Consider the following 20779-nt stretch of genomic DNA (forward strand, 5'->3'; position numbering starts at 1 on the left):
GGGAGTTTTTTAGTTTAAACAAAAAATTTCAAAAAAATATTTCAATATATTATGCATGCATAGTATTTTTTTTATTATATTTGAAATCGATATAGTTACATATGAAAGATAAAACGATAGATTATATTTTACGTGCCACCTGGCAAGCAGTAGCCAGAATGTATAATGAAGAAGCTTCAAAATATGATGCGAGCATGGCCACAGGTTTTGCTTTGTTGAGTATTGATAAAGAAGGTGGAACTCCTTCAACTTCTTTGGGGCCAAAAATGGGAATGGAAGCCACCAGCTTAACCAGAACCTTAAAATCTATGGAGGAAAAAGGATTAATCATCCGAAAGAAAAATCCTGAAGATGGTCGTGGCGTATTGATTTATCTAACTGATTTTGGTAAAGAAAAAAGAGAATTGTCTAAGAACACCGTATTGAAGTTCAATGAAACGGTAAAACAACATATCTCTGAGGAAAAGCTGCAACATTTTATTGAAGTAGCTGAAACCATCAACGAATTAATTCTAGACAAAAATATATTTAATCACACGAACGCCAGCGAACTGGCGGAGCAAACTGAAAAAACAAATACAAACGAAGTATGAAGCGCACAATTAAAAGAGTTGCAGTAATAGGATCCGGAATTATGGGTTCAGGTATTGCCTGCCATTTTGCCAACATTGGAGTTGAAGTGTTACTGTTGGACATTGTTCCAAGAGAACTTACCGAAGCGGAAGCTAAAAAAGGACTGACTTTAGAAAGCAAAATCGTAAGAAACCGATTGGTGAACGAGCATTTGGCTAATTCCCTGAAATCGAAACCATCCCCTATTTACAGTCAGAAATTTGCCAGCAGAATTACAACTGGAAATACCACTGATGACATGGCAAAAATTGCTACTGTGGATTGGATTATTGAGGTAGTAGTAGAACGTTTGGACATCAAGAAAATGGTTTTTGAACAAATTGAAAAATTCAGAAAACCAGGAACCTTGGTGACTTCAAACACGTCCGGAATTCCAATTCACTTTATGAGTGAAGGAAGAAGCGACGATTTTCAAAAGCATTTCTGCGGGACACACTTTTTTAACCCTGCGCGTTATTTAAAATTATTCGAAATCATTCCTGGTCCGCAAACTTCAACAGAAGTTTTGGATTTCCTTACTGATTATGGTTCAAAATTCTTGGGTAAAACTTCGGTCGTGGCCAAAGATACTCCGGCGTTTATTGGGAACCGAATCGGGATTTACGGTATTCAAAGTTTGTTTCATTTGGTAAAAGAAATGGGATTGACGATTGAAGAAGTGGATAAATTGACTGGTCCGGTTATTGGAAGACCAAAATCGGCTACTTTCAGAACGGTTGACGTGGTTGGATTGGATACTTTGGTACATGTTGCCAACGGAATCTATGAAAACTGCCCGAATGACGAACAACACGAGTTGTTTAAACTTCCAGAATTTGTCAATAAAATGATGGAGAACAAATGGTTAGGAAGCAAAACAGGTCAAGGTTTTTATAAAAAAGTAGACAAGGATATTTTGTCTTTAGACTTAGATACTTTAGAATACCGTCCGGCTAAAAGAGCTTCTTTTACCACTTTGGAATTGACAAAAACGATTGATAAACCAATTGACCGTTTTAAAGTTTTGGTAAAAGGAAAAGACAAAGCGGGAGAATTTTACAGGAAAAGTTTTTCTGGAATGTTTGCTTACGTTTCCAACAGAATTCCTGAAATCTCAGATGAATTATATAAAATTGATGATGCCATGAAAGCCGGTTTTGGATGGGAAAATGGTCCTTTCGAAATTTGGGATGCCATTGGTGTTGCCAAAGGAATCGAAATCATGAAAGCCGAAGGTCTTGAACCAGCTGCTTGGGTAAATGATATGTTAGCTTCTGGAAGTTCTAGTTTTTACTCTATTAAAGAAGGAGCAACTTTTTTCTACAATATCCCTACAAAATCACAAACTAAAGTTCCTGGTCAGGATTCATTTATCATCCTGAACAACATTCGCGAAAGCAAAAAAGTATGGAGCAATAGCGGAGCGATTATACAAGATTTAGGAGACGGAATCTTGAATTTAGAATTCCAGTCTAAAATGAATACGATTGGTGGCGATGTTTTGGCCGCTATCAATAAAGCGATTGACTTATCTGAAAAAGAATACCAAGGTTTAGTTATTGGGAATCAAGCAGCGAATTTCTCTGTTGGTGCCAATATCGGAATGATATTCATGATGGCAGTCGAGCAAGAATACGATGAGTTGAATATGGCTATCAAGATGTTCCAAGACACAATGATGCGTGTGCGATATTCTGGAATCCCTGTTGTAGTTGCTCCTCACGGAATGACTTTTGGAGGTGGATGCGAAATGAGTTTGCATGCTGATAAAGTGGTTGCTGCTGCAGAAACCTACATGGGATTGGTTGAATTTGGTGTTGGGGTTATTCCTGGCGGTGGTGGTTCGAAAGAATTGGCTTTGAGAGCTTCTGATTTATTCCGTAAAAACGATGTGGAATTAAATGTTTTACAAGAATATTTCATGACTATCGCTATGGCAAAAGTATCAACTTCGGCTTATGAAGCTTTTGATACTGGACTTTTACAACACGGTAAAGATATTGTGGTGGTAAACAAAGATCGTCAGATTGCAGAAGCGAAGAAACATGCCTTATTAATGGCAGAAGCTGGTTATACACAACCAATCCGTAGAACTGATGTAAAAGTTTTAGGAAAACAAGCTTTGGGAATGTTCTTAGTAGGAACCAATCAAATGGTTGCTGGAAAATACATTTCAGAACACGATCTTAAAATTGCAAATAAACTAGCTTATGTTATGGCTGGTGGTGATTTGTCTGAAGCTACATTAGTATCTGAACAATATTTATTAGATATAGAACGTGAAGCTTTCTTGTCATTGTGTACCGAAAGAAAAACATTGGAAAGAATCCAATTTATGTTGACGAAAGGGAAACCGCTTCGCAATTAGAAATTTGAGTATTAAGATTTGAGTATTAAGTATCAAGAGTCAGTAATTAAAGTAAAACAATTATGCACCAATTTGAAAAGTTAAAAATCTGGCAAAAGGCAATGGACATTACTGAAAATGTTTACCGTGCTTGCATTACTCTACCTCAAGAAGAAAAATTCAATCTTACAAGTCAAATGAAAAGATGTTCTGTTTCAATACCTTCAAATATTGCAGAAGGATCTGGAAGAAATTCTAAAAATGAATTTGCACATTTTTTAGGAATTGCAAATGGTTCAACTTTTGAATTAATCACTCAATTAATGATTTCTAAACGTCTTGGATTAATAGATGAAGTAATAATTACACCAATAATAAATGAATTAGTAGAAGTGAGTAATATGAATTTCGCACTTCAAAAAACACTGAAAAACCAATAATTAGAAAGAAAAAGTATTAAGGAAATAGAATTAAGTATTAGTCCAAAAAGTCTAATCTACTTCCAAAATCTTAATACTTAATACTTAAATCTTAATACATTTTAAAAATGAAAACAGCCTATATAGTTAAAGCATACAGAACAGCCGTGGGGAAAGCTCCAAAAGGCGTTTTTAGATTTAAACGTCCTGATGAATTGGCAGCAGAAACGATTCAGTTTATGATGAATGAGTTGCCTGATTTCGACAAAAAACGTATTGACGACGTGATGGTAGGAAATGCGATGCCAGAAGCAGAACAAGGACTAAACGTGGGACGATTGATCTCTTTGATGGGATTGAAAATCGAAGATGTTCCGGGTGTAACCGTAAACCGTTATTGCGCGTCAGGATTAGAAACAATTGGTATGGCTACAGCCAAAATCCAGTCTGGAATGGCAGATTGTATCATTGCAGGTGGTGCCGAAAGCATGAGTTTTATTCCAATGGGAGGTTACAAGCCTACTCCGGATTATGCTGTTGCAAAAGCGGGTAACGAAGATTACTATTGGGGAATGGGATTAACTGCGGAAGCTGTTGCCCAACAATTCAATGTATCTCGTGCAGACCAAGATGAGTTTGCTTATAACTCACACATGAAAGCCCTAAAAGCGCAAGCCGAAGGTAAATTTGACAAGCAAATTGTTCCTATTACGGTAGAACAAACGTTTATCAATGAAAATGGTAAAAAAGAAACAAAATCATATATCGTCAATAAAGATGAAGGTCCCAGAGCAGGAACTTCTGTAGAAGCTTTGGCAGGTTTAAGGCCCGTTTTTGAAGCGAACGGAAGTGTAACTGCAGGAAACTCCTCTCAAATGAGTGATGGAGCAGCATTTGTTCTAATCATGAGCGAAGAAATGGTCAAAGAATTGAACCTTACTCCTATTGCCCGTTTGGTAAACTTTGCGTCAGCTGGAGTGGAACCAAGAATCATGGGTATTGGACCGGTAAAAGCAATTCCAAAAGCATTGAAACAAGCAGGATTAACATTAAATGATATTGATTTAATTGAGTTAAACGAAGCTTTTGCATCACAAGCATTAGCAGTAACGAGAGAATTAAATCTAAATCCTGATATTATCAATGTCAATGGTGGAGCAATTGCATTAGGTCACCCACTAGGTTGTACCGGAGCAAAATTGTCTGTTCAATTATTCGACGAGATGCAACGCAGAGGAAGCAAATACGGAATTGTGAGTATGTGTGTAGGAACAGGACAAGGTTCAGCAGGGATTTACGAACTTTTGTAGTCATACATTTCCATCCCTTTATTGAGGATTTAGATTATAAATAAAACATATAAAAAAATAAAAAAATGGCAGATACAATCGAAAAAAACGTAACCCGTGGCGGTCAGTTTTTGGTAAAAGAAACAAAATGCGAAGATATCTTTACTCCAGAAGATTTTTCAGAAGAGCAATTAATGATGCGTGACTCTGTAAAAGAGTTTGTAGACAAAGAATTATGGGCACATAAAGATCGTTTTGAGAAAAAAGATTACGCCTATACAGAAGAAACCATGAGAAAAGCCGGAGACTTAGGACTTTTAGGAGTTGCAGTACCAGAGGCTTATGGTGGATTAGGAATGGGATTTGTATCAACAATGTTGGTTTGTGATTATATTTCGGGAGCAACGGGTTCGTTCTCGACTGCTTTTGGAGCGCATACCGGAATTGGAACGATGCCAATCACTTTATACGGAACTGAAGAACAAAAACAAAAATACGTTCCTAAATTAGCTTCTGGCGAATGGTTTGGTGCGTATTGTTTAACAGAACCGGGCGCAGGATCAGATGCTAATTCCGGAAAAACAAAAGCAGTTTTATCAGAAGATGGAACACATTACAAAATCACAGGACAAAAAATGTGGATTTCGAATGCAGGATTTTGTTCTTTGTTTATCGTTTTTGCCCGTATTGGCGATGACAAAAACATTACCGGTTTTATACTTGAAAACACTCCAGACAATGGAATTTCTATGGGTGAAGAAGAGCATAAATTAGGAATTCGTGCCTCTTCTACACGTCAGGTTTTCTTCAGTGATACGAAAGTTCCTGTTGAAAACATGTTATCAGAAAGAGGAAACGGTTTCAAAATTGCCATGAATGCTTTGAACGTAGGTCGTATCAAATTAGCAGCAGCTTGTTTGGACGCGCAACGCAGAGTTATTTCAGGTTCAGTGAAATATGCAAATGAAAGAATCCAGTTCAATACTGCAATTTCTCAGTTTGGTGCTATTCGTGCAAAACTAGCGGAAATGGCAACAAGCTGTTATGCTGGTGAAAGTGCTTCTTATAGAGCAGCAAAAAATATTGAAGACAGAATTACAGCTCGTGAAGCTGAAGGTACTTCACATCAAGAAGCAGAATTGAAAGGTGTTGAGGAATTTGCTATCGAATGTTCTATCCTAAAAGTAGCGGTTTCTGAAGATGTACAAAACTGTGCTGATGAAGGAATTCAAATCTTTGGTGGAATGGGATTCTCTGAAGATACACCTATGGAAAGTGCTTGGAGAGATGCTCGTATTGCCCGAATCTACGAAGGTACAAACGAAATCAACAGAATGCTTTCAGTAGGAATGTTGATCAAAAAAGCAATGAAAGGTCACGTTGATTTACTTGGACCTGCATCAAAAGTGCAAGAAGAATTAATGGGAATTCCATCTTTTGAAACTCCTGATTATTCTGAATTATTTGCAGAAGAAAAAGAAATGATTGGCAAATTGAAAAAAGCATTCTTAATGGTTGCCGGTGGAGCTGTTCAAAAATACGGCCCAGATTTAGATTCACACCAACAATTATTGATGGCAGCTTCGGATATTTTAATCGAAATCTACATGGCTGAAAGTACTATCCTTAGAACTGAAAAATTAGCCAAAAAAGAGGGAGAAGCTAAAATACAAGAGCAAATTGCTATGGCAAAATTATACTTATATAAAGCGGTAGATATTGTTACTCAAAAAGGAAAAGAAAGTGTAATCTCTTTCGCTGAAGGTGATGAACAACGTATGATGTTAATGGGATTACGTCGTTTTACTAAATACACCAACATGCCAAATATTGTAGGATTGAGAGAAATAATCACTTCTAAATTAGTGGCTGAAAATGAATATTGTTTTTAATTAGAAGATAGTTTTTAGTAATTTTATTTGTAAAAGACCGCCTTGTTCCTGAAAACAAGGCGGTTTTTTTTATTTCTTTAAAACATACATCCTAGCGGTTTCTCCTATAATTACTTTGCCTTCCATGTCCAATTGCATCAACCTGTTTTCCCCCACTTTATATTGATTTGGTTTATCTTTCAACTCTTTTAAAGAAATAATTCCCCCCGTTTTATCCCAAACAAAAGTACCCTTTTCTTCGAATGTTTTTGAGTCTCCTTTTCCTAGATATTTTGTTTTTATAATAAAAGTCATGTCTTTATTCAAAACAACTTCAGTTTCAATTCCTTCGCAATCGGCACAAGGAGTTATTCCTTTATAGGTTCCCTGCCAATCTAAAGAGTTTTGGGAATTATGCATGTCTGTCGCTTTAGTATCTGCAACTGCAATAGAGTCCGCTTTAACTTCCTCTTTTTTCATTTCTTTTTTACAGCTAAAAAAGAATAATGAAGTACAGGCAAGTAAAATAATTTTATTTTTCATATTGTATTTTTATTATTTAAATTTTTCATTCCATAAAAGATTACTTAACCCTTTTTTTTCAATTTTGAATATCTCGCCATTATAAGAAATCGTACTTCGATTATTGGAACTGATGGAAAGTGTAGCACTACCCTCAAAAAAAATGGAAAGTAACAGTCTGTATGTATCTTTATCGCCTCTGACAACTGCTTTATCTGATACGCCTTTTTACCTTTTTCAATAGTAAATTCTTGCGGGATTCCTTCAAATTTCAGCCCTCCATCACCACCATAACCCACTCCACTAAATGCTCAGCCAAAAAAAGGCATTTCACTCTTGATCATATCAGGATGAAATTCCACATAATTGGAATTCGTGGTTAAATCCATAGTTCTAAACCCTTGAGAAAAAGCTGTTTTCCCAATAAAAACAAACATTTTGGGATTCACCAATACATCTATCTGTCTCTTTTTCTCTATTTTATGTTCTTCGTTTAATTCTTTCTTACTTTTTTCTTGGGCATAACCAGTAGTCATTAGGAGTGACAGAAAATTACTGATATTGATGTTTTTATTCTCATGATATACTTTTTTAATGTTTTCGTATTGATATTACAAAACCAATATTAAATACACATTGAAAGATTCTAAAGATAAATTAAACTAAAATTTTAAATTTATTTTTTCTCAAAACGCATCATTGCGATATCGTCCATGATGAAATTTAAGGTTTTTCCATCTTCTGAAATTGCATAAGAATCTATTTTTTCTAGAGTTGACATGTAAACATTTTCACCTTGAATATCCGTACACATCATTTTGGTCATCGCCATTCCCTCTTTAAAGCTGATTTTATTGCCAACTACATTTAGTTTACCTGAATATCTATTACAACTACCACTGCCTGAAACGTTGTTCTCTTTCAAATCGAAAGTGATAGTTGGTTTTTTGTTTGGATATAATCCTTCAAAAGAAATTCTTGGACCTGTAATATAATTTAACTCCCACGTTCCTTCAAGTGAAGCTGTTTTATTTGTTGCTGTTTTGACCGAGTTACAAGAGATAAATGCCAAGCATAAAATAGTCAGCGATACAATTAATTTTTTCATGTGTTCAATTTTTGATTTTTATATTTTAAATATAAAGCAAAAACATTGCCAATATATCGTTTCTCCCAAAAAATAAATACAAAATAGAGTCTTACAAAAACAATCTTTTAAAGGCATCAAACCTTTGAAATCAGGCATGAATTTATTTTTTTTTCACCTCTACAACTTCCACCTTAATTGCGACAGCATACCCATTTGGGATAATTTTATTACCATGTGCATTAGCATATACTTTAGTGAATTCAGCTCCAAAATATAAAATTATAGCTGAATAATAGACCCAAATTAAAATAATTATGATTGATCCTGCAGCACCGTACACAGTCGCAACAGTTGAACTTCCTAAATAAAAGCCAATAGCAAATTTACCAAACATAAAGAAAAATGAAGTAAAACTGGATCCTATCAAAGCATCTTTCCAATCAATATTTCCATCAGGCAAAGTTTTGAAAATGATAGCAAATAACATGGTAGTTGTTGCAAACAAGATTATTATATTGAAAATATAAAATATATAGACCGTCGTATCAGGAAAATAAACAAGTAATCGCGCGTTGATAACGTCCATCACTGTATTGACCATTAAACTCACCATCAGTAAAAAACCAACCGAAGCAATCATAGAAAATGACATCAGTCTGTTTTTAATGAATTTCATAATCCCTTTATTGGGTTTTGCTTTCAAGCCCCAAATAAAATTAATGGAACTTTGGATTTCAGCAAACACACCCGAAGCGCCAATCAGCAACATAATTCCTCCAAAAACAGCCGCAAATGTATTACTGTCAGAAAGTTCTATATTCTTAATTGTCTCTTGAATTTGAATTGCTGCCTCATTCCCAACCATACCATTAATTTGACCAAAGAATCTTCCTGTAACTGCCTCTCTTCCAAAGAAAAAACTAAAGATTGACAAAATAATAATTAACAATGGTGGTAATGAAAATATAGTATAATAAGATAATGAGGCACTTAATTTTATAGCATTGTCATCATCAAATTCATGATAGGTACGCTTGAGTAAACTCCAACTCGTCAGGGCTATTTCTTTATGTTTCATTTTGATTTTTTTATGTTCTTTATGACGAAAAGATTCCGATATTCTGATTTTCATTTATTTACAAAAAACAGAATCCCTTTTTAAGGCTATTCCATTTGCGGATGTTTTCAAAATTACAAAGATATTTTATACAAATTTGAAATGAATTTTACATAATTCCTATACGCTTTACTAAGTTTTAAATATATTAGAAACAAAAAGCGAAGCAAATTTTAAGTCTTTATTAACCCATCCCTATCTTTTAATGTTTAAATTTATGTCCTACTTTAATCACCTTTTTAGGATAAATTTTCAACCTATGGAAAATAATAATACACGAAGAAATTTTTTAAAACAAACTGCAATACTTTCCACAGGGACAATTATTGGCTCCAGCTTATTTAATTCAGCATTTGCCTCTGAAAACCCTTTAAAATTAGAAAATCAAATCTTAGAATTAGACACTATGGATTTTCAAGGAAACTATAGTCTTCCTAAATTACCATATGCTTATGATGCTTTAGAGCCACATATTGATAAAGCAACAATGGAAATTCACTATAGCAAACACCATCAAGCTTATGTCACAAATTTGAACAAAGCAATAGAAACTTTGGATAAAAATTTAGTGGAACATTCTAAATCATTGGAAAGTATCTTCGGGACAATGTCGAAATTTCCAGAAGCTATTCGTAATAATGGTGGCGGACATTACAATCACAGTTTATTCTGGAGTTTAATGAAACCAAATGGCGGCGGTACTCCAAAAGGTAAATTAGGAGAAGCAATAACTGCTACTTTTGGTACTTTTGATGAATTCAAAAAACAATTCAGTGATGCTTCCATGAAACGATTTGGTTCCGGTTGGGCTTGGTTAGTGGTTCAGGACGGCAAATTAGTTATTGGTTCAACGGCAAATCAAGACAATCCATTAATGAGTTTGCGTGGTAAAGGATTAAAAGGAAAACCTGTTTTAGCTTTAGACGTTTGGGAACATGCGTATTATTTGAAAAATCAAAACCGCAGAGCCGATTATATTGCTTCTTTTTGGAATGTAGTAAATTGGGATGCAGCTGAAGTTTTATTCAATTCTTAAATACCTATAAAAGCCCTGTTTTCAATGTAATTCAGGGCTTTAAATTATACAGATACATTTTCTAGGCAAAATTATAACAATTAAATTTATCTTGTTTAAAACTAAAAAAACAACACTAATTAATTGTAGAATCTGTGTTAAACTAAAAAACACAAGGTAAAACTACCGCAAAAAAGTATAGCTTTGTACCTTCAAATTAAAGCAATGATTAACCCTTCGGCATCAGGTTGGATAGATAAATTTTTTGTTGAACAAAAAATTTCAGAGAAAACGGTTTCTAAAACTACAGATACATTTTATCAAAAAGTTAGAGAAACTGGATTTATTTATGGGCACATAATCACATTTGACACCGTAAACACAATTGAAACCAAAGGTTGGTTCAAAGAAGAGATTTCTAAAGTTGCACTATTAAATACTTTATACGGTATTTTTTGTTTGACCAATGACGAAATCAGTTCTGAAAATTTCATTAAACAAACGGTTGCTTTTTACAACCAAATGAATCCTCAAGGTTTTAGTTTGTTTAAAAAAATACTGCCTAAAAATTCTCTTTCCTTAACACTCGAAAAAATAATTGATGAACGTGTTCAAACGAATGATAGTATTATCAGTAAAAATTTCTCCCATCTGGTAACTAATGCGTTACTTTTTATAGATGTCTTGGCTTTTCGCCAATACTTAATACATGGTGAAATTCCAGAAAAATACCTGAAGAAAATTGAAGAAACAATTGTAAATATTGTGACGCTGGCTTTAAAAATTAAATCTAAAAAATCGCAATATGATGATTTATTAATAAAACTTTTTGAAGCCTCCATACGTTACAGCAAATTTTCCCGAATCTCTGTACAAAGTCTGGAAACACTTCAATTGGATTATTTCACGAATGAATTAGAACAATATTATTTGATAGATATTGCCGGAATGGCTTTATGGAGCGATGGCAAAATTGAAAACAATGAGGCCTATTTTTTACATTCACTGGCTGAAACAGTATCGGTTTCAGATGATTTTGTAAAACAAAGTATAGACAGTACCGATGCTTTTATAACCAAACATAAAAAAGAAATACCGTATTTCAACTATTCAAATCCTGTCAAGCATTTTTACGATCAAACTACTCAAAGTGTTGTTACGCTTATAAGCCGTAATAAAAATAGGTTGATAAAGGAAATTGTGCAAAGCAAAGAATTAATGGTTTTATTGGCCTACTCTACTCGAAGAGATTTGGACGAAAAAGAAAAGAAAAAAGTCAAAAAACAACTGTTGGAAATTTGTAAAACCATTCCTTCGTTGACTATATTTTTACTTCCTGGTGGCAGTTTATTGTTGCCTATTTTAATCAAATTCATACCTACGTTATTACCTTCTGCTTTTAATGAAAATCTGGATACCGAATAAAAAAAAATCCGCTTAAAAGCGGATTTTATAATATAATTCTTTAATTAAAATTTTAACTGGTAAACCGCATCCAAATCTTTTTCGGAACTGATGTTAACCTCTAAATCTGTTACAAAACCCGAGTTCAGTCCATAAGCCCATCCGTGTAAAGTCAAATCTTGACCGTTTCTCCAAGCTGCCTGAACGATTGAGGTTTTAGCTAAATCAAAAACCTGTTCTTTTACGTTCAATTCTACAAAAGTATTAAAACGATCTGTTTCATCCTCAATTGAATCTAAATAAGCACTATGCAAACGATATACATCTTTGATGTGACGAATCCAGTTATCAATAATACCAATAGAATCATTGCCCATTGCCGCTTTAACACCACCACAACCATAATGTCCGCAAACTAAAACGTGTTTTACTTTCAATACATTCACGGCATAATCCAATACGCTCAACATATTCATATCACTATGCACAACCATATTGGCAATGTTTCTGTGTACAAAAACTTCTCCGGGTTTTGCCCCCACGATTTCATTGGCAGGAACCCTACTATCTGAACAACCTATCCATAATAATGGAGGTGTTTGACCTTTGGCAAGATCTTGGAAATAATTTGGGTCACTCGCTAAAGAAGTTTCAACCCATTTTTTATTATTCTCTAATATTTTTTTATAAAAATCGCTCATAATCTTTGTGTAATTATTTTATTAATACAAACGTTTAGTAACTTTTCGATACAATGTAAAGAAACTCTTTTTTTTAAAATTTAATACCTAATTAATTTTAGTTTTATTCTTTGATGAATTCTTCATCTGTTGCAACCTTTTTAACCATAACTCTTTTGGCAGCATCATAGTAATGCTCAATAGAAACATGATTTTGTGAGCCATCAGTGTTTTCTAACTGATACGCTTTTTTAAATCCTTTCAGCTTCACTTTTATATTATTATCTAATGCTCTGGTCGTTTTAAATTCATGGATTAAATCCAAAATATCATGCGCAATATAAACCGTATCTTTTGCATCAATTATGACCTTAGAATTTTCCGGAATATGATTTAATGTTTGTTTGATTGCTGCTTTATTCAAGAAAGAAACTTCCTGAGCTAAATCAATATGAATTACATCGCCATCTGCATATTCCTCTTTTCTAAAGTAATAAGCTCTTTTAAGATTCCCTTTTAAAACAAAAATAATACTAATCATAATTCCAAGAGCAACACCTTTCAATAAATCCAAAAATACTACCGCCAATAATGTGGCTATAAAAGGTACAAATTGATACTTTCCTTTCTCCCAAAAATGTTTGAATGTAGCTGGTTTAGCCAGTTTATATCCAATTAAAATTAAGATAGCTGCTAAAGTAGCTAACGGTATTTTATTCAGAATTACTGGAATGGCAAGTACACTGATCAACAATAAAAATCCGTGGATGATGGTCGACATTTTAGATTTGGCTCCTGAATTACTATTTGCAGAAGAACGTACAATTACAGATGTTAAGGGTAAACCTCCTAAAAGAGAACTCATCATATTACCAATTCCTTGTGCTTTTAATTCCTTATTAGTGTCTGTATAGCGTTTTTGAACATCCATTCTATCAGACGCTTCAATGCTTAAAAGCGTCTCGATAGAAGCAACAATTGCAATTGTAAATGCTACTACCCAAACTTTAGGATTAGTAACTCCTGAAAGATTAGGCGTTACAATAATTGATTTAAATTCTTCGAAAGATGATGGAACCGGCAAAGAAACTAAATGTTCTTTTCCAATGGTCAAAGCACTTCCAGTACCAATGAAAATCTCATTCAAAATAACACCTAGAGCAACAGCAATTAAAGCTCCAGGAACTAATTTTAATTTTTTCAAAAAAGGAACTTTATCCCAAGAGATCAAAATCGCCATTGAAACCAATGTAATAACAATGGAGCCTATTTGGATATAATCAAAAATATTAAACAACGCAGAAAAGGTGTTACTGCCATCGGTTTGTGAAAATGCTTGATCGCCTTCAAAATCATTGTCGTAACCAAAAGCGTGCGGTAATTGTTTCAGAATAATAATAATTCCAATCCCTGCTAACATTCCTTCAATAACATTCGTTGGAAAATAATTAGAGATACTTCCTGCTTTGACAAATCCTAATATCAATTGTAAAAGACCTGCTATGAAAACTGCAGTTAAAAAAATATCGAAAGCACCTAAATCTGTTACTGCAGTAAGAACAATTGCAGTAAGACCTGCGGCAGGTCCAGACACACTTATGTTAGAAGTACTTAAATAACCTACAACTATTCCTCCTATAATCCCTGAAATAATTCCTGAAAATAAAGGAGCACCTGAAGCCATTGCAATACCTAAACACAATGGTAGCGCCACCAAGAAAACCACTAAACCAGACGCAAAATCAGATTTAAGGTTAGCAAAAAGATTGATTTTTTTTGTCATAATACCGAACTAAAAATTGAATACAAAAATTTGTTCACATGCCATATGTGAAAATTGATTTTAAAAAATTAAAATCGAAAATTGTATTAAACTTCGTTGGGCGGAGGTATGAATATCGAGGAGGTGATATTGTCGTGTTTTGATAAATTCTCAGATAGAATAGCACTAGAGGATAATCTCGATGAAGTAATAACTTCGGTAGGAGATTCTAAATAAAAAAAAGTCTTAATTTCTTTGTGCGCATGTTCTTCTTCGGAAACACTGTAGAAAATAGAAATATCTGCACTTTTCTCAATCACGGTAACTATCGTTGGAGTGATGAGAAAAGCGATAAATAGAATTAAAAATATTTTAGATATCATTTTCATTTGCGCAAAAATAGAATTAAGTTTATTAAATAAGCAATGGTTTTTCTAAATTTAAAAAAAAATTAACATTTAATAAAAATAGAAAAAAGTTAATTCATTTCATCACACTTTTTTTAAATTCGTATAAAACTACAAACTTTCTTCTAACCAAGCTTGCATCATCCAAATCGTCTTTTCCTGTTCTGATATAAAATCACTCATCATTGAATTTGTTCCTTCGTCATTAATTTCACCCGCTTTCTTAAGAATTTCCCTTTCTATCTTTAACAAATGAGACAATGACGTGACAATTAAATGTACTGCTTTTTCATCGTTTGAAATGTTTTTACCTACAACTAACTGATTATTATTTATGTAATCTTCAAAAGTATGCAGTGGTGTTCCACCAACAGTAAGAACTCTTTCGGCAATTAAATCAATTTTTATGTGGGCATCTGTATATAATTCTTCAAATTTCACATGCAAATCAAAAAAACGTTTGCCTCTAATATTCCAATGAATTCCTCTTAAATTTTGATAATAAATTTGAAAATTAGATAACAAAATATTCAATTCACTAACAATCAATTCTGATTCTTTTACCGGTAATCCTAAAATATTTGTTTTCATAATTTTTATTTTAAGCAAATCTAGATAAGAAAACTGATGTTTACACTATAAGTTAAATTGATTGTTTTTATATTTGCATCAGATATTACTATAAAAGATGACAATTACTCAATTAAAATATGTTCTAGCTGTAGCCGAACACAAAAATTTTACTCTAGCTGCCGAAAAGTGTTTTGTAACTCAACCTACATTGAGCATGCAAATTCAAAAAATAGAAGAAGAATTAAGTATTCAGATATTCGACAGAACTAAAAAACCAATTCAACTTACTGATATTGGTCAAAAAATTGTAAATCAAGCAAAAAACATCGTCAACGAGGCTGATAGGATTCAGGATATTGTAGAACAACAAAAAGGATTTATTGGCGGCGAATTCAGATTGGGAATTATACCAACCATTATGCCTACGCTATTGCCAATGTTCCTGAATAATTTTATAAAAAAATATCCTAAAGTAAAACTCATAATCGAAGAGTTAAATACGGAAGAAATTATAATAAAACTAAACAATGGTCACCTCGATGCTGCCATTGCCGCGACTCCTTTGATGGAGGAAAAAATAAAAGAAATTGTATTGTATTACGAGCCTTTTGTAGCCTACATTCCGGAAAGTCACCATCATTTTCAGAAGGATGAAATAGAAGTTTCTGACTTAAACTTAGACGAAATCTTGCTATTGCAAGACGGACACTGTTTCCGAGACGGGATTTTAAATTTATGCAAAAATGTAAGTAAAAATGAAACGAGTCGTTTCCAAATTGAAAGCGGAAGTTTTGAAACTCTTATAAAATTAGCCGACGAAGGTTTAGGGACAACATTGCTTCCCTACTTACATACCTTAGACTTGAAAGAAACGGACAAATTAAAACTACGCCATTTTAAGGAACCTAAACCTGCCAGAGAGGTCAGCCTCATCTTTCCTAAGAGCGAATTAAAAATACAGATAATTGATGCGCTTCGAAATACAATTGCAGGAGTTGTAAAAGGTGCTATCGTATTTCAAAATGTTCAAATTATAAGTTCTCTTCCTAAAAAATAAAAAAAGGAACCGTTTTGCGGTTCCTTTTTTTATGAATTTACGATTAGTAAACATTGTTTTAATTCTGGTTTTCCAATTGTAAAATTTAATAACCATTCTCGCAATTGCTCCATTTCGTATGGTAATAATGTTTTGATGGCTTTTTCTAATTCCTTGCAAAAAAGCAATGGATCAAAACTCACTCGTTCTAAAATTGATTTTGTATAGTCATACATGATTTTTGACATAGTAAACGTTGATTTTTAGTTAGATTTGGATTCTAAAGTCTTGTAAAAGTACATTTTTTTTTATTACTACATAACTATTTAACTTAGTTTTAATTTTTTTGTTTTTAATTCATGAGTTTTGGATTAAAAAAATTAAATCACTGAAAACAAACTATTTAAACAATAACTATTATCCTTTTCTAGCACGAAACATTTCTCTTTTTCCAGGTGGTCCGGCAAGTTTTTCAACAGTAAAGCCCACTTCAATCATACTTCTTTTTACAACTCCTCGAGCGGCATAAGTAACCAGCACACCATTCGCTTTAAGCGCCTTATACATCTTCTCAAAAATAGCAGTGCTCCACAATTCAGGTTGTACTCTATATCCAAAAGCATCAAAATAAATCAAATCAAATTTATCAACATCATCAATTTCTTCAAAAAACTGTTTCCTTTTCGTAAGTGAAAAATCATCTCTTAAATCAATTTTTTCTCCCCAATTACTTTCATGCATTTTATCGAAAATTGCACTTTCTTGACTTGCATTTAATTCTGCGACATAATTCATCAGTAAAACTTCATCTACGGAAATTGGGTAGGCTTCTACTCCAACGTAATCAATTGATTGCTGCATTTTTTTTGACTCCAGCAAAGTAATAAAGGCATTTAAGCCTGTGCCAAATCCTATTTCCAAAATAGAAACATTTCTACTTTTAAATAATGAAAGACCATTTTTAATAAAGACATGCTGTGCTTCCTGTATAGCACCATGTTTAGAATGATAACATTCGTCCCATTCTGCTATGTGAATGGTAGTTGAACCATCAAGTGTTTGGATTATTTCTCTTTTCAAAATCGCATTTTGAGGTTATATTGGATTAAAAGCTACAATGTTTGTCCAAAATTAATCAAAATCTAATACGTTTGCCTCTGAAAAATCTATATTTATTGTATAATCAATAGAAATGGGCATGATTTTTTTGTTTTTTTTAAAATGTAAACAAATCTTAGTTAAATGCTATAATTAATAGTTTTTTGACAAGTCTTTTGTTGATTTTTATTTAATTTTGCAAAGATTAAACTTCAACTTATGGACATTAAGTTTTTTTAAGCTACAGTTTGTCATTTAAAAAAAAATCAAAAAAACAATATATTACTATGAGTACTACTCAAACTAACAAAATTGAAACATTAAAAGCCTCCTCTACAAAAATAAACGAGGTTGATTTTTCAAACTTAAGCTTTGGTTCTGTTTTTACAGATCATCTATTTGAATGTGATTATAAAAATGGGGAATGGCAAAAACCGGTCATTAAACCTTATGCACCATTTTTGTTAGACCCATCTACAAGAGTTTTTCATTATGGTCAAGCAATTTTTGAAGGTATGAAAGCCTACAAAGACGAGAATGATGATGTTTGGCTTTTTAGACCTGATGAAAACTACAAGCGTTTTAACACCTCTGCAGTAAGAATGGCTATGCCAGAAGTTCCTGAAGAAATATTTATGAGCGGTTTGAATCAATTGTTGCAATTAGACGAAGCTTGGATTAAAAAAGGAAAAGGAAATGCCATGTACATCAGACCATTTATGATTGCAACTGGTACTGGAGTAATTGCTAATCCTTCTAATGACTATAAATTCATGATTATTTTATCGCCTGTGAGTTCTTATTATTCTGGTGATGTAAAAGTACTTATTGCAGAACATTTCAGTAGAGCTGCAAATGGAGGAATAGGAGCTGCAAAAGCTGCCGGAAATTATGCTGCTCAATTTTACCCAACTAATTTAGCAAATAAAGAAGGTTTTCAACAGGTAATTTGGACTGATGATGCTACGCATACCAAACTGGAGGAAGCGGGAACTATGAATGTATTTTTTAGAATAAATGATACATTGCTAACTGCTCCTGTAAGTGAGAGAATTCTTGATGGTGTGACCAGAAAAACACTTATTGATTTAGCAAAAAGTATAGGTATAGATGTAGAAATTCGTTCCGTATTAGTATCTGAACTTGTTGAGGCTGCTAAAAATGGAACTTTGAAAGAAATTTTTGGTGCTGGAACTGCTGCTGTAGTAAGTCCAATTTCTGGATTTTCTTATCAGGATGTTTATTATGAATTGCCAAAAATTGAATTCACAATGGCTTTACAACTAAAAACTAAATTGGAAAACATCCAAAATAAATTAGAAGAGGATACTTTTGGATGGACTGTTAAAGTATAATTCTAAGATTTGATAATTTTAAAAAAGCGATTTTCACTGTGAAAATCGCTTTTTTTTATATCATAATCTATGCATCAATAAAACTTTAAACATTATGCGCTATTCTTCTATTATTTTAGAAAAATCAGGTTTGAAATAATTAGGTCCTTTCATGACTTTCCCATCTTCGCGATAAATAGGTTTCCCGTCTTCACCTAACTTACTCATATTACTACGTTGGATTTCGTCAAAAACTGCTTCAATTTTATGTTGCAAACCATGTTCGATAATGGTTCCGCATAGAATATACATCATATCACCTAATGCATCTGCAATTTCTACTAAATCATTATTCTGAACTGCTTCAAGATATTCTTCGTTTTCCTCTTTCATTAAGTTGTAACGAAGCGTGTGTTTACTTTCCCCTAAATTAGCTGTAGGAATTTCACTGTGACCTATTTTAAAAGTCGTATGAAATTCTTTAACTGAGTTTATCTGTTTTTGCATCTTTTTATTTTGTTAAATGAAAAGGCAAATTAGCAACTATTTCTAAACTATTAACTAAATTTGCCGGAAATAATTTAAACTATGTTTAGTCAAGGTCAATTAGTGTTTGCAGGCTTGTTTTTAGTTGCATTTATTATCGCAGCAATTTATGCCTATCGAAAAGATATAAAAATACATAAAGAGTTTTATAAAGGAAATTACAAGATTCTAATAGGATTTGGGGTTTTTATTGGGATTTTATTTTTAATAAAAGTATTTTTCAAACGTTAGTGTTTTAAACCAAACAAATAATGTCCGCTAAATAGTGGACATTTTAATTTAAAACACTCAACAATAAAGACTTACTAAACTAAATGGATATACGAATTTAGTTTTTTCTTCAAAAACGGATCAGTTGAACACAATCGAATATCGTAAAGTCTTCTTTAAATTAAAACCAAAAATAAAGTGACAAACATTCTTTATCTAGAAAATCATCTATATTTATTTAACACTTTCAGTGACTTGTAAATAAAATCTTTAACTTTACAAAAATTAACAAACCTGTATATTATGAGGATTTTAAAATACTTATTTCTTTTACTATTGCTAAGTTTAGTGGCGCTTTCCATTTTTGTGGCAACTCAAAAAGGAGATTTTACCGTAGAAAGAAGTCAAATCATAAATTCTCCAAAATCTACCGTATTTAATTTTGTTAATGATTATAGAAACTGGGAAGATTTTAGTTCATGGATTGTTGAAGATCCTGAAATGCAAATTACATACCCTAAAAAAACAATTGGCCCTGGAGCTACCATTTCATGGGAAGGAAAAGAGGGAACTGGAGATATGTTGACCGTTTTTGTAAAAGAAAATGACAGTATTTCTCAAAAAATGAATTATGATGGAACTTCCTCATCTGTTTTTTGGAGTTTTAAGGATACTATAGGCGGAACAAAAGTGACATGGAAAACAACCGGAAAAATGAGTTTCACCATGAAAGTTTATACTGCTTTTAATGGGGGAATAAATAAAATTATAGGCGAAACATATGAAAAGAGTTTAGCTAACTTAGACAAAACTCTTGATTTTGAAATAAATACTTATGCGGTAAAAGTAAATGGATTAGTAAAAAAACTTGGAACCTTCTATTTGAGACAAACCTTTACTAGTGAAATTTCAAAAGTCATTAAAAATGGTCAAATCGTATTCCCAAAAATGATTACTTTTTGCGAACAAAACAATATCGAATTAAACGGAAAACCATTTATAATTTATCACACTTATGACACCGTAAGTGGTTTGACCAAATTATCTTTTTGTGTACCAATAAAAAATCAAATCTTAACGAGTTCAGGAAGTGATATTTTAACCGGAAAACTGGAACCATTTGAAGCCATTAAAACTACTTTAACTGGGGATTACTCGCATACGAAAAAAGCTTTGGATAAAGCAAAAACATATATTTATACCAATCGAATTGCTCTTGACCCAACATTTTCTCATGTAGAGAATTTCACCATTAGCAAAACAGAAATTAAAAACCCTTCAAAATGGGTTACGGAAATTTATTATCCAATAAAACCTAAAGCAATTCCAGTAATTCCTTCAAAGGCTTTCACTCCAGCTGTTACAAAGGCGTCTGAAGCCGTAAAAACGCCTGCACCAGTAATAAATAAGGAAGAAGAACAATCTGAATTTTAAAATTTTTTGTAGC

Annotated in this window: 22 protein-coding genes and 1 pseudogene; 11 read left to right on the forward strand and 12 right to left on the reverse strand. The window is 32.9% G+C overall.

The window, feature by feature from the left end:
* Positions 1–101 precede the first annotated feature (101 nt).
* From ACXX80_RS00215 to ACXX80_RS00235, 5 genes are all read left to right on the forward strand, one after another.
* A complete protein-coding gene (locus tag ACXX80_RS00215) occupies positions 102–593 on the forward strand; it encodes a MarR family winged helix-turn-helix transcriptional regulator (protein WP_099714882.1) in 492 nt (163 codons plus the stop codon).
* Positions 590–2980, forward strand: coding sequence for a 3-hydroxyacyl-CoA dehydrogenase/enoyl-CoA hydratase family protein (locus tag ACXX80_RS00220; protein ID WP_458551481.1), 2391 nt, complete (start codon positions 590–592; stop codon positions 2978–2980). Before ACXX80_RS00215 ends, ACXX80_RS00220 begins: the two co-directional genes overlap by 4 nt.
* A 62-nt stretch (positions 2981–3042) precedes the next feature.
* Positions 3043–3399: a four helix bundle protein gene (locus ACXX80_RS00225; protein ID WP_196851662.1), complete on the forward strand. Its 357-nt coding sequence runs from the start codon at positions 3043–3045 to the stop codon at positions 3397–3399.
* 107 nt (positions 3400–3506) lie between these two features.
* Positions 3507–4688, forward strand: a complete 1182-nt coding sequence (locus ACXX80_RS00230; RefSeq protein ID WP_315208032.1) for an acetyl-CoA C-acyltransferase — start codon at positions 3507–3509, stop codon at positions 4686–4688.
* A gap of 65 nt (positions 4689–4753) precedes the next feature.
* A complete protein-coding gene (locus ACXX80_RS00235; protein ID WP_458551483.1) occupies positions 4754–6559 on the forward strand; it encodes an acyl-CoA dehydrogenase FadE in 1806 nt (601 codons plus the stop codon).
* A gap of 69 nt (positions 6560–6628) precedes the next feature.
* On the opposite strand, the gene ACXX80_RS00240 is transcribed toward ACXX80_RS00235, so the two are convergent.
* The 5 genes and pseudogenes from ACXX80_RS00240 to ACXX80_RS00260 form a co-directional block, all read right to left on the reverse strand.
* Positions 6629–7081 (reverse strand): copper resistance protein NlpE, encoded by a 453-nt coding sequence (locus ACXX80_RS00240; protein WP_458551484.1) that lies wholly within the window; start codon positions 7079–7081, stop codon positions 6629–6631.
* Positions 7082–7093: 12 nt separating this feature from the next.
* A pseudogene (locus tag ACXX80_RS00245) lies at positions 7094–7252 on the reverse strand (DUF4251 domain-containing protein); the annotation flags it as partial.
* A gap of 119 nt (positions 7253–7371) precedes the next feature.
* Positions 7372–7596, reverse strand: a complete 225-nt coding sequence (locus ACXX80_RS00250; RefSeq protein WP_458551485.1) for a DUF4251 domain-containing protein — start codon at positions 7594–7596, stop codon at positions 7372–7374.
* 140 nt (positions 7597–7736) lie between these two features.
* Entirely contained in the window at positions 7737–8168 is a 432-nt protein-coding gene (locus ACXX80_RS00255) for an META domain-containing protein (protein ID WP_458551486.1), read from the reverse strand.
* A gap of 142 nt (positions 8169–8310) precedes the next feature.
* The gene (locus ACXX80_RS00260; protein ID WP_458551488.1) at positions 8311–9228 is read right to left on the reverse strand and encodes a YihY/virulence factor BrkB family protein; all 918 of its coding nucleotides are present in this window, start codon (positions 9226–9228) and stop codon (positions 8311–8313) included.
* A gap of 445 nt (positions 9229–9673) precedes the next feature.
* Here ACXX80_RS00260 and ACXX80_RS00265 point away from each other — a divergent pair, with 445 nt between their 5' ends.
* Both ACXX80_RS00265 and ACXX80_RS00270 read left to right on the forward strand, forming a co-directional pair.
* Positions 9674–10303, forward strand: coding sequence for a superoxide dismutase (locus tag ACXX80_RS00265; protein ID WP_458554064.1), 630 nt, complete (start codon positions 9674–9676; stop codon positions 10301–10303).
* A gap of 204 nt (positions 10304–10507) precedes the next feature.
* The gene (locus ACXX80_RS00270; protein WP_458551489.1) at positions 10508–11707 is read left to right on the forward strand and encodes an LETM1-related biofilm-associated protein; all 1200 of its coding nucleotides are present in this window, start codon (positions 10508–10510) and stop codon (positions 11705–11707) included.
* 44 nt (positions 11708–11751) lie between these two features.
* Here ACXX80_RS00270 and can read toward each other — a convergent pair whose 3' ends face one another.
* The 4 genes from can to ACXX80_RS00290 all read right to left on the reverse strand — a co-directional run bounded on the left by can (position 11752) and on the right by ACXX80_RS00290 (position 15126).
* On the reverse strand, positions 11752–12387 hold the full coding sequence (gene can, locus ACXX80_RS00275) for a carbonate dehydratase (protein ID WP_113667103.1): 636 nt from the start codon (positions 12385–12387) through the stop codon (positions 11752–11754).
* Positions 12388–12490: 103 nt separating this feature from the next.
* Entirely contained in the window at positions 12491–14149 is a 1659-nt protein-coding gene (locus ACXX80_RS00280) for a SulP family inorganic anion transporter (protein ID WP_458551490.1), read from the reverse strand.
* Positions 14150–14235: 86 nt separating this feature from the next.
* The gene (locus tag ACXX80_RS00285) at positions 14236–14517 is read right to left on the reverse strand and encodes a hypothetical protein (protein WP_417953555.1); all 282 of its coding nucleotides are present in this window, start codon (positions 14515–14517) and stop codon (positions 14236–14238) included.
* Positions 14518–14646: 129 nt separating this feature from the next.
* Positions 14647–15126: a Dps family protein gene (locus ACXX80_RS00290; protein ID WP_458551491.1), complete on the reverse strand. Its 480-nt coding sequence runs from the start codon at positions 15124–15126 to the stop codon at positions 14647–14649.
* Positions 15127–15223: 97 nt separating this feature from the next.
* Between ACXX80_RS00290 and ACXX80_RS00295 the strand changes: the two genes are divergently transcribed.
* Entirely contained in the window at positions 15224–16165 is a 942-nt protein-coding gene (locus tag ACXX80_RS00295) for a LysR substrate-binding domain-containing protein (protein WP_315208017.1), read from the forward strand.
* Between the two features lie 29 nt (positions 16166–16194).
* On the opposite strand, the gene ACXX80_RS00300 is transcribed toward ACXX80_RS00295, so the two are convergent.
* Both ACXX80_RS00300 and mnmC2 read right to left on the reverse strand, forming a co-directional pair.
* Positions 16195–16392 carry a hypothetical protein gene (locus ACXX80_RS00300; RefSeq protein ID WP_099716298.1) on the reverse strand — a complete coding sequence of 66 codons (198 nt, stop codon included), beginning with the start codon at positions 16390–16392 and terminating at the stop codon, positions 16195–16197.
* A 169-nt stretch (positions 16393–16561) separates the two neighbouring features.
* Complete coding sequence (mnmC2, locus tag ACXX80_RS00305; RefSeq protein ID WP_458551493.1) at positions 16562–17224, reverse strand: tRNA (5-methylaminomethyl-2-thiouridine)(34)-methyltransferase MnmC2; 663 nt, start codon at positions 17222–17224, stop codon at positions 16562–16564.
* A 305-nt stretch (positions 17225–17529) separates the two neighbouring features.
* Here mnmC2 and ACXX80_RS00310 point away from each other — a divergent pair, with 305 nt between their 5' ends.
* Positions 17530–18597 carry a branched-chain amino acid aminotransferase gene (locus tag ACXX80_RS00310; RefSeq protein WP_458551495.1) on the forward strand — a complete coding sequence of 356 codons (1068 nt, stop codon included), beginning with the start codon at positions 17530–17532 and terminating at the stop codon, positions 18595–18597.
* Between the two features lie 99 nt (positions 18598–18696).
* On the opposite strand, the gene ACXX80_RS00315 is transcribed toward ACXX80_RS00310, so the two are convergent.
* Positions 18697–19083 (reverse strand): pyrophosphohydrolase domain-containing protein, encoded by a 387-nt coding sequence (locus ACXX80_RS00315; protein WP_458551496.1) that lies wholly within the window; start codon positions 19081–19083, stop codon positions 18697–18699.
* Between the two features lie 81 nt (positions 19084–19164).
* Here ACXX80_RS00315 and ACXX80_RS00320 point away from each other — a divergent pair, with 81 nt between their 5' ends.
* Both ACXX80_RS00320 and ACXX80_RS00325 read left to right on the forward strand, forming a co-directional pair.
* The gene (locus tag ACXX80_RS00320; protein WP_458551497.1) at positions 19165–19353 is read left to right on the forward strand and encodes a hypothetical protein; all 189 of its coding nucleotides are present in this window, start codon (positions 19165–19167) and stop codon (positions 19351–19353) included.
* A gap of 282 nt (positions 19354–19635) precedes the next feature.
* Complete coding sequence (locus ACXX80_RS00325) at positions 19636–20766, forward strand: SRPBCC family protein (protein WP_458551499.1); 1131 nt, start codon at positions 19636–19638, stop codon at positions 20764–20766.
* The last annotated feature ends 13 nt before the right edge of the window (positions 20767–20779 follow it).

The organism is Flavobacterium sp. GNP002 (assembly GCF_054343795.1).

Coding starts and splice junctions, on each gene's coding strand:
- ACXX80_RS00215 (WP_099714882.1), top strand. CDS start 102: ATGAAAGATAAAACGATAGATTATATTTTACGTGCCACCTGGCAAGCA.
- ACXX80_RS00220 (WP_458551481.1), top strand. CDS start 590: ATGAAGCGCACAATTAAAAGAGTTGCAGTAATAGGATCCGGAATTATG.
- ACXX80_RS00225 (WP_196851662.1), top strand. CDS start 3,043: ATGCACCAATTTGAAAAGTTAAAAATCTGGCAAAAGGCAATGGACATT.
- ACXX80_RS00230 (WP_315208032.1), top strand. CDS start 3,507: ATGAAAACAGCCTATATAGTTAAAGCATACAGAACAGCCGTGGGGAAA.
- ACXX80_RS00235 (WP_458551483.1), top strand. CDS start 4,754: ATGGCAGATACAATCGAAAAAAACGTAACCCGTGGCGGTCAGTTTTTG.
- ACXX80_RS00240 (WP_458551484.1), bottom strand. CDS start 7,081: ATGAAAAATAAAATTATTTTACTTGCCTGTACTTCATTATTCTTTTTT.
- ACXX80_RS00250 (WP_458551485.1), bottom strand. CDS start 7,596: ATGACTACTGGTTATGCCCAAGAAAAAAGTAAGAAAGAATTAAACGAA.
- ACXX80_RS00255 (WP_458551486.1), bottom strand. CDS start 8,168: ATGAAAAAATTAATTGTATCGCTGACTATTTTATGCTTGGCATTTATC.
- ACXX80_RS00260 (WP_458551488.1), bottom strand. CDS start 9,228: ATGAAACATAAAGAAATAGCCCTGACGAGTTGGAGTTTACTCAAGCGT.
- ACXX80_RS00265 (WP_458554064.1), top strand. CDS start 9,674: ATGGATTTTCAAGGAAACTATAGTCTTCCTAAATTACCATATGCTTAT.
- ACXX80_RS00270 (WP_458551489.1), top strand. CDS start 10,508: ATGATTAACCCTTCGGCATCAGGTTGGATAGATAAATTTTTTGTTGAA.
- can (WP_113667103.1), bottom strand. CDS start 12,387: ATGAGCGATTTTTATAAAAAAATATTAGAGAATAATAAAAAATGGGTT.
- ACXX80_RS00280 (WP_458551490.1), bottom strand. CDS start 14,149: ATGACAAAAAAAATCAATCTTTTTGCTAACCTTAAATCTGATTTTGCG.
- ACXX80_RS00285 (WP_417953555.1), bottom strand. CDS start 14,517: ATGAAAATGATATCTAAAATATTTTTAATTCTATTTATCGCTTTTCTC.
- ACXX80_RS00290 (WP_458551491.1), bottom strand. CDS start 15,126: ATGAAAACAAATATTTTAGGATTACCGGTAAAAGAATCAGAATTGATT.
- ACXX80_RS00295 (WP_315208017.1), top strand. CDS start 15,224: ATGACAATTACTCAATTAAAATATGTTCTAGCTGTAGCCGAACACAAA.
- ACXX80_RS00300 (WP_099716298.1), bottom strand. CDS start 16,392: ATGTCAAAAATCATGTATGACTATACAAAATCAATTTTAGAACGAGTG.
- ACXX80_RS00310 (WP_458551495.1), top strand. CDS start 17,530: ATGAGTACTACTCAAACTAACAAAATTGAAACATTAAAAGCCTCCTCT.
- ACXX80_RS00315 (WP_458551496.1), bottom strand. CDS start 19,083: ATGCAAAAACAGATAAACTCAGTTAAAGAATTTCATACGACTTTTAAA.
- ACXX80_RS00320 (WP_458551497.1), top strand. CDS start 19,165: ATGTTTAGTCAAGGTCAATTAGTGTTTGCAGGCTTGTTTTTAGTTGCA.
- ACXX80_RS00325 (WP_458551499.1), top strand. CDS start 19,636: ATGAGGATTTTAAAATACTTATTTCTTTTACTATTGCTAAGTTTAGTG.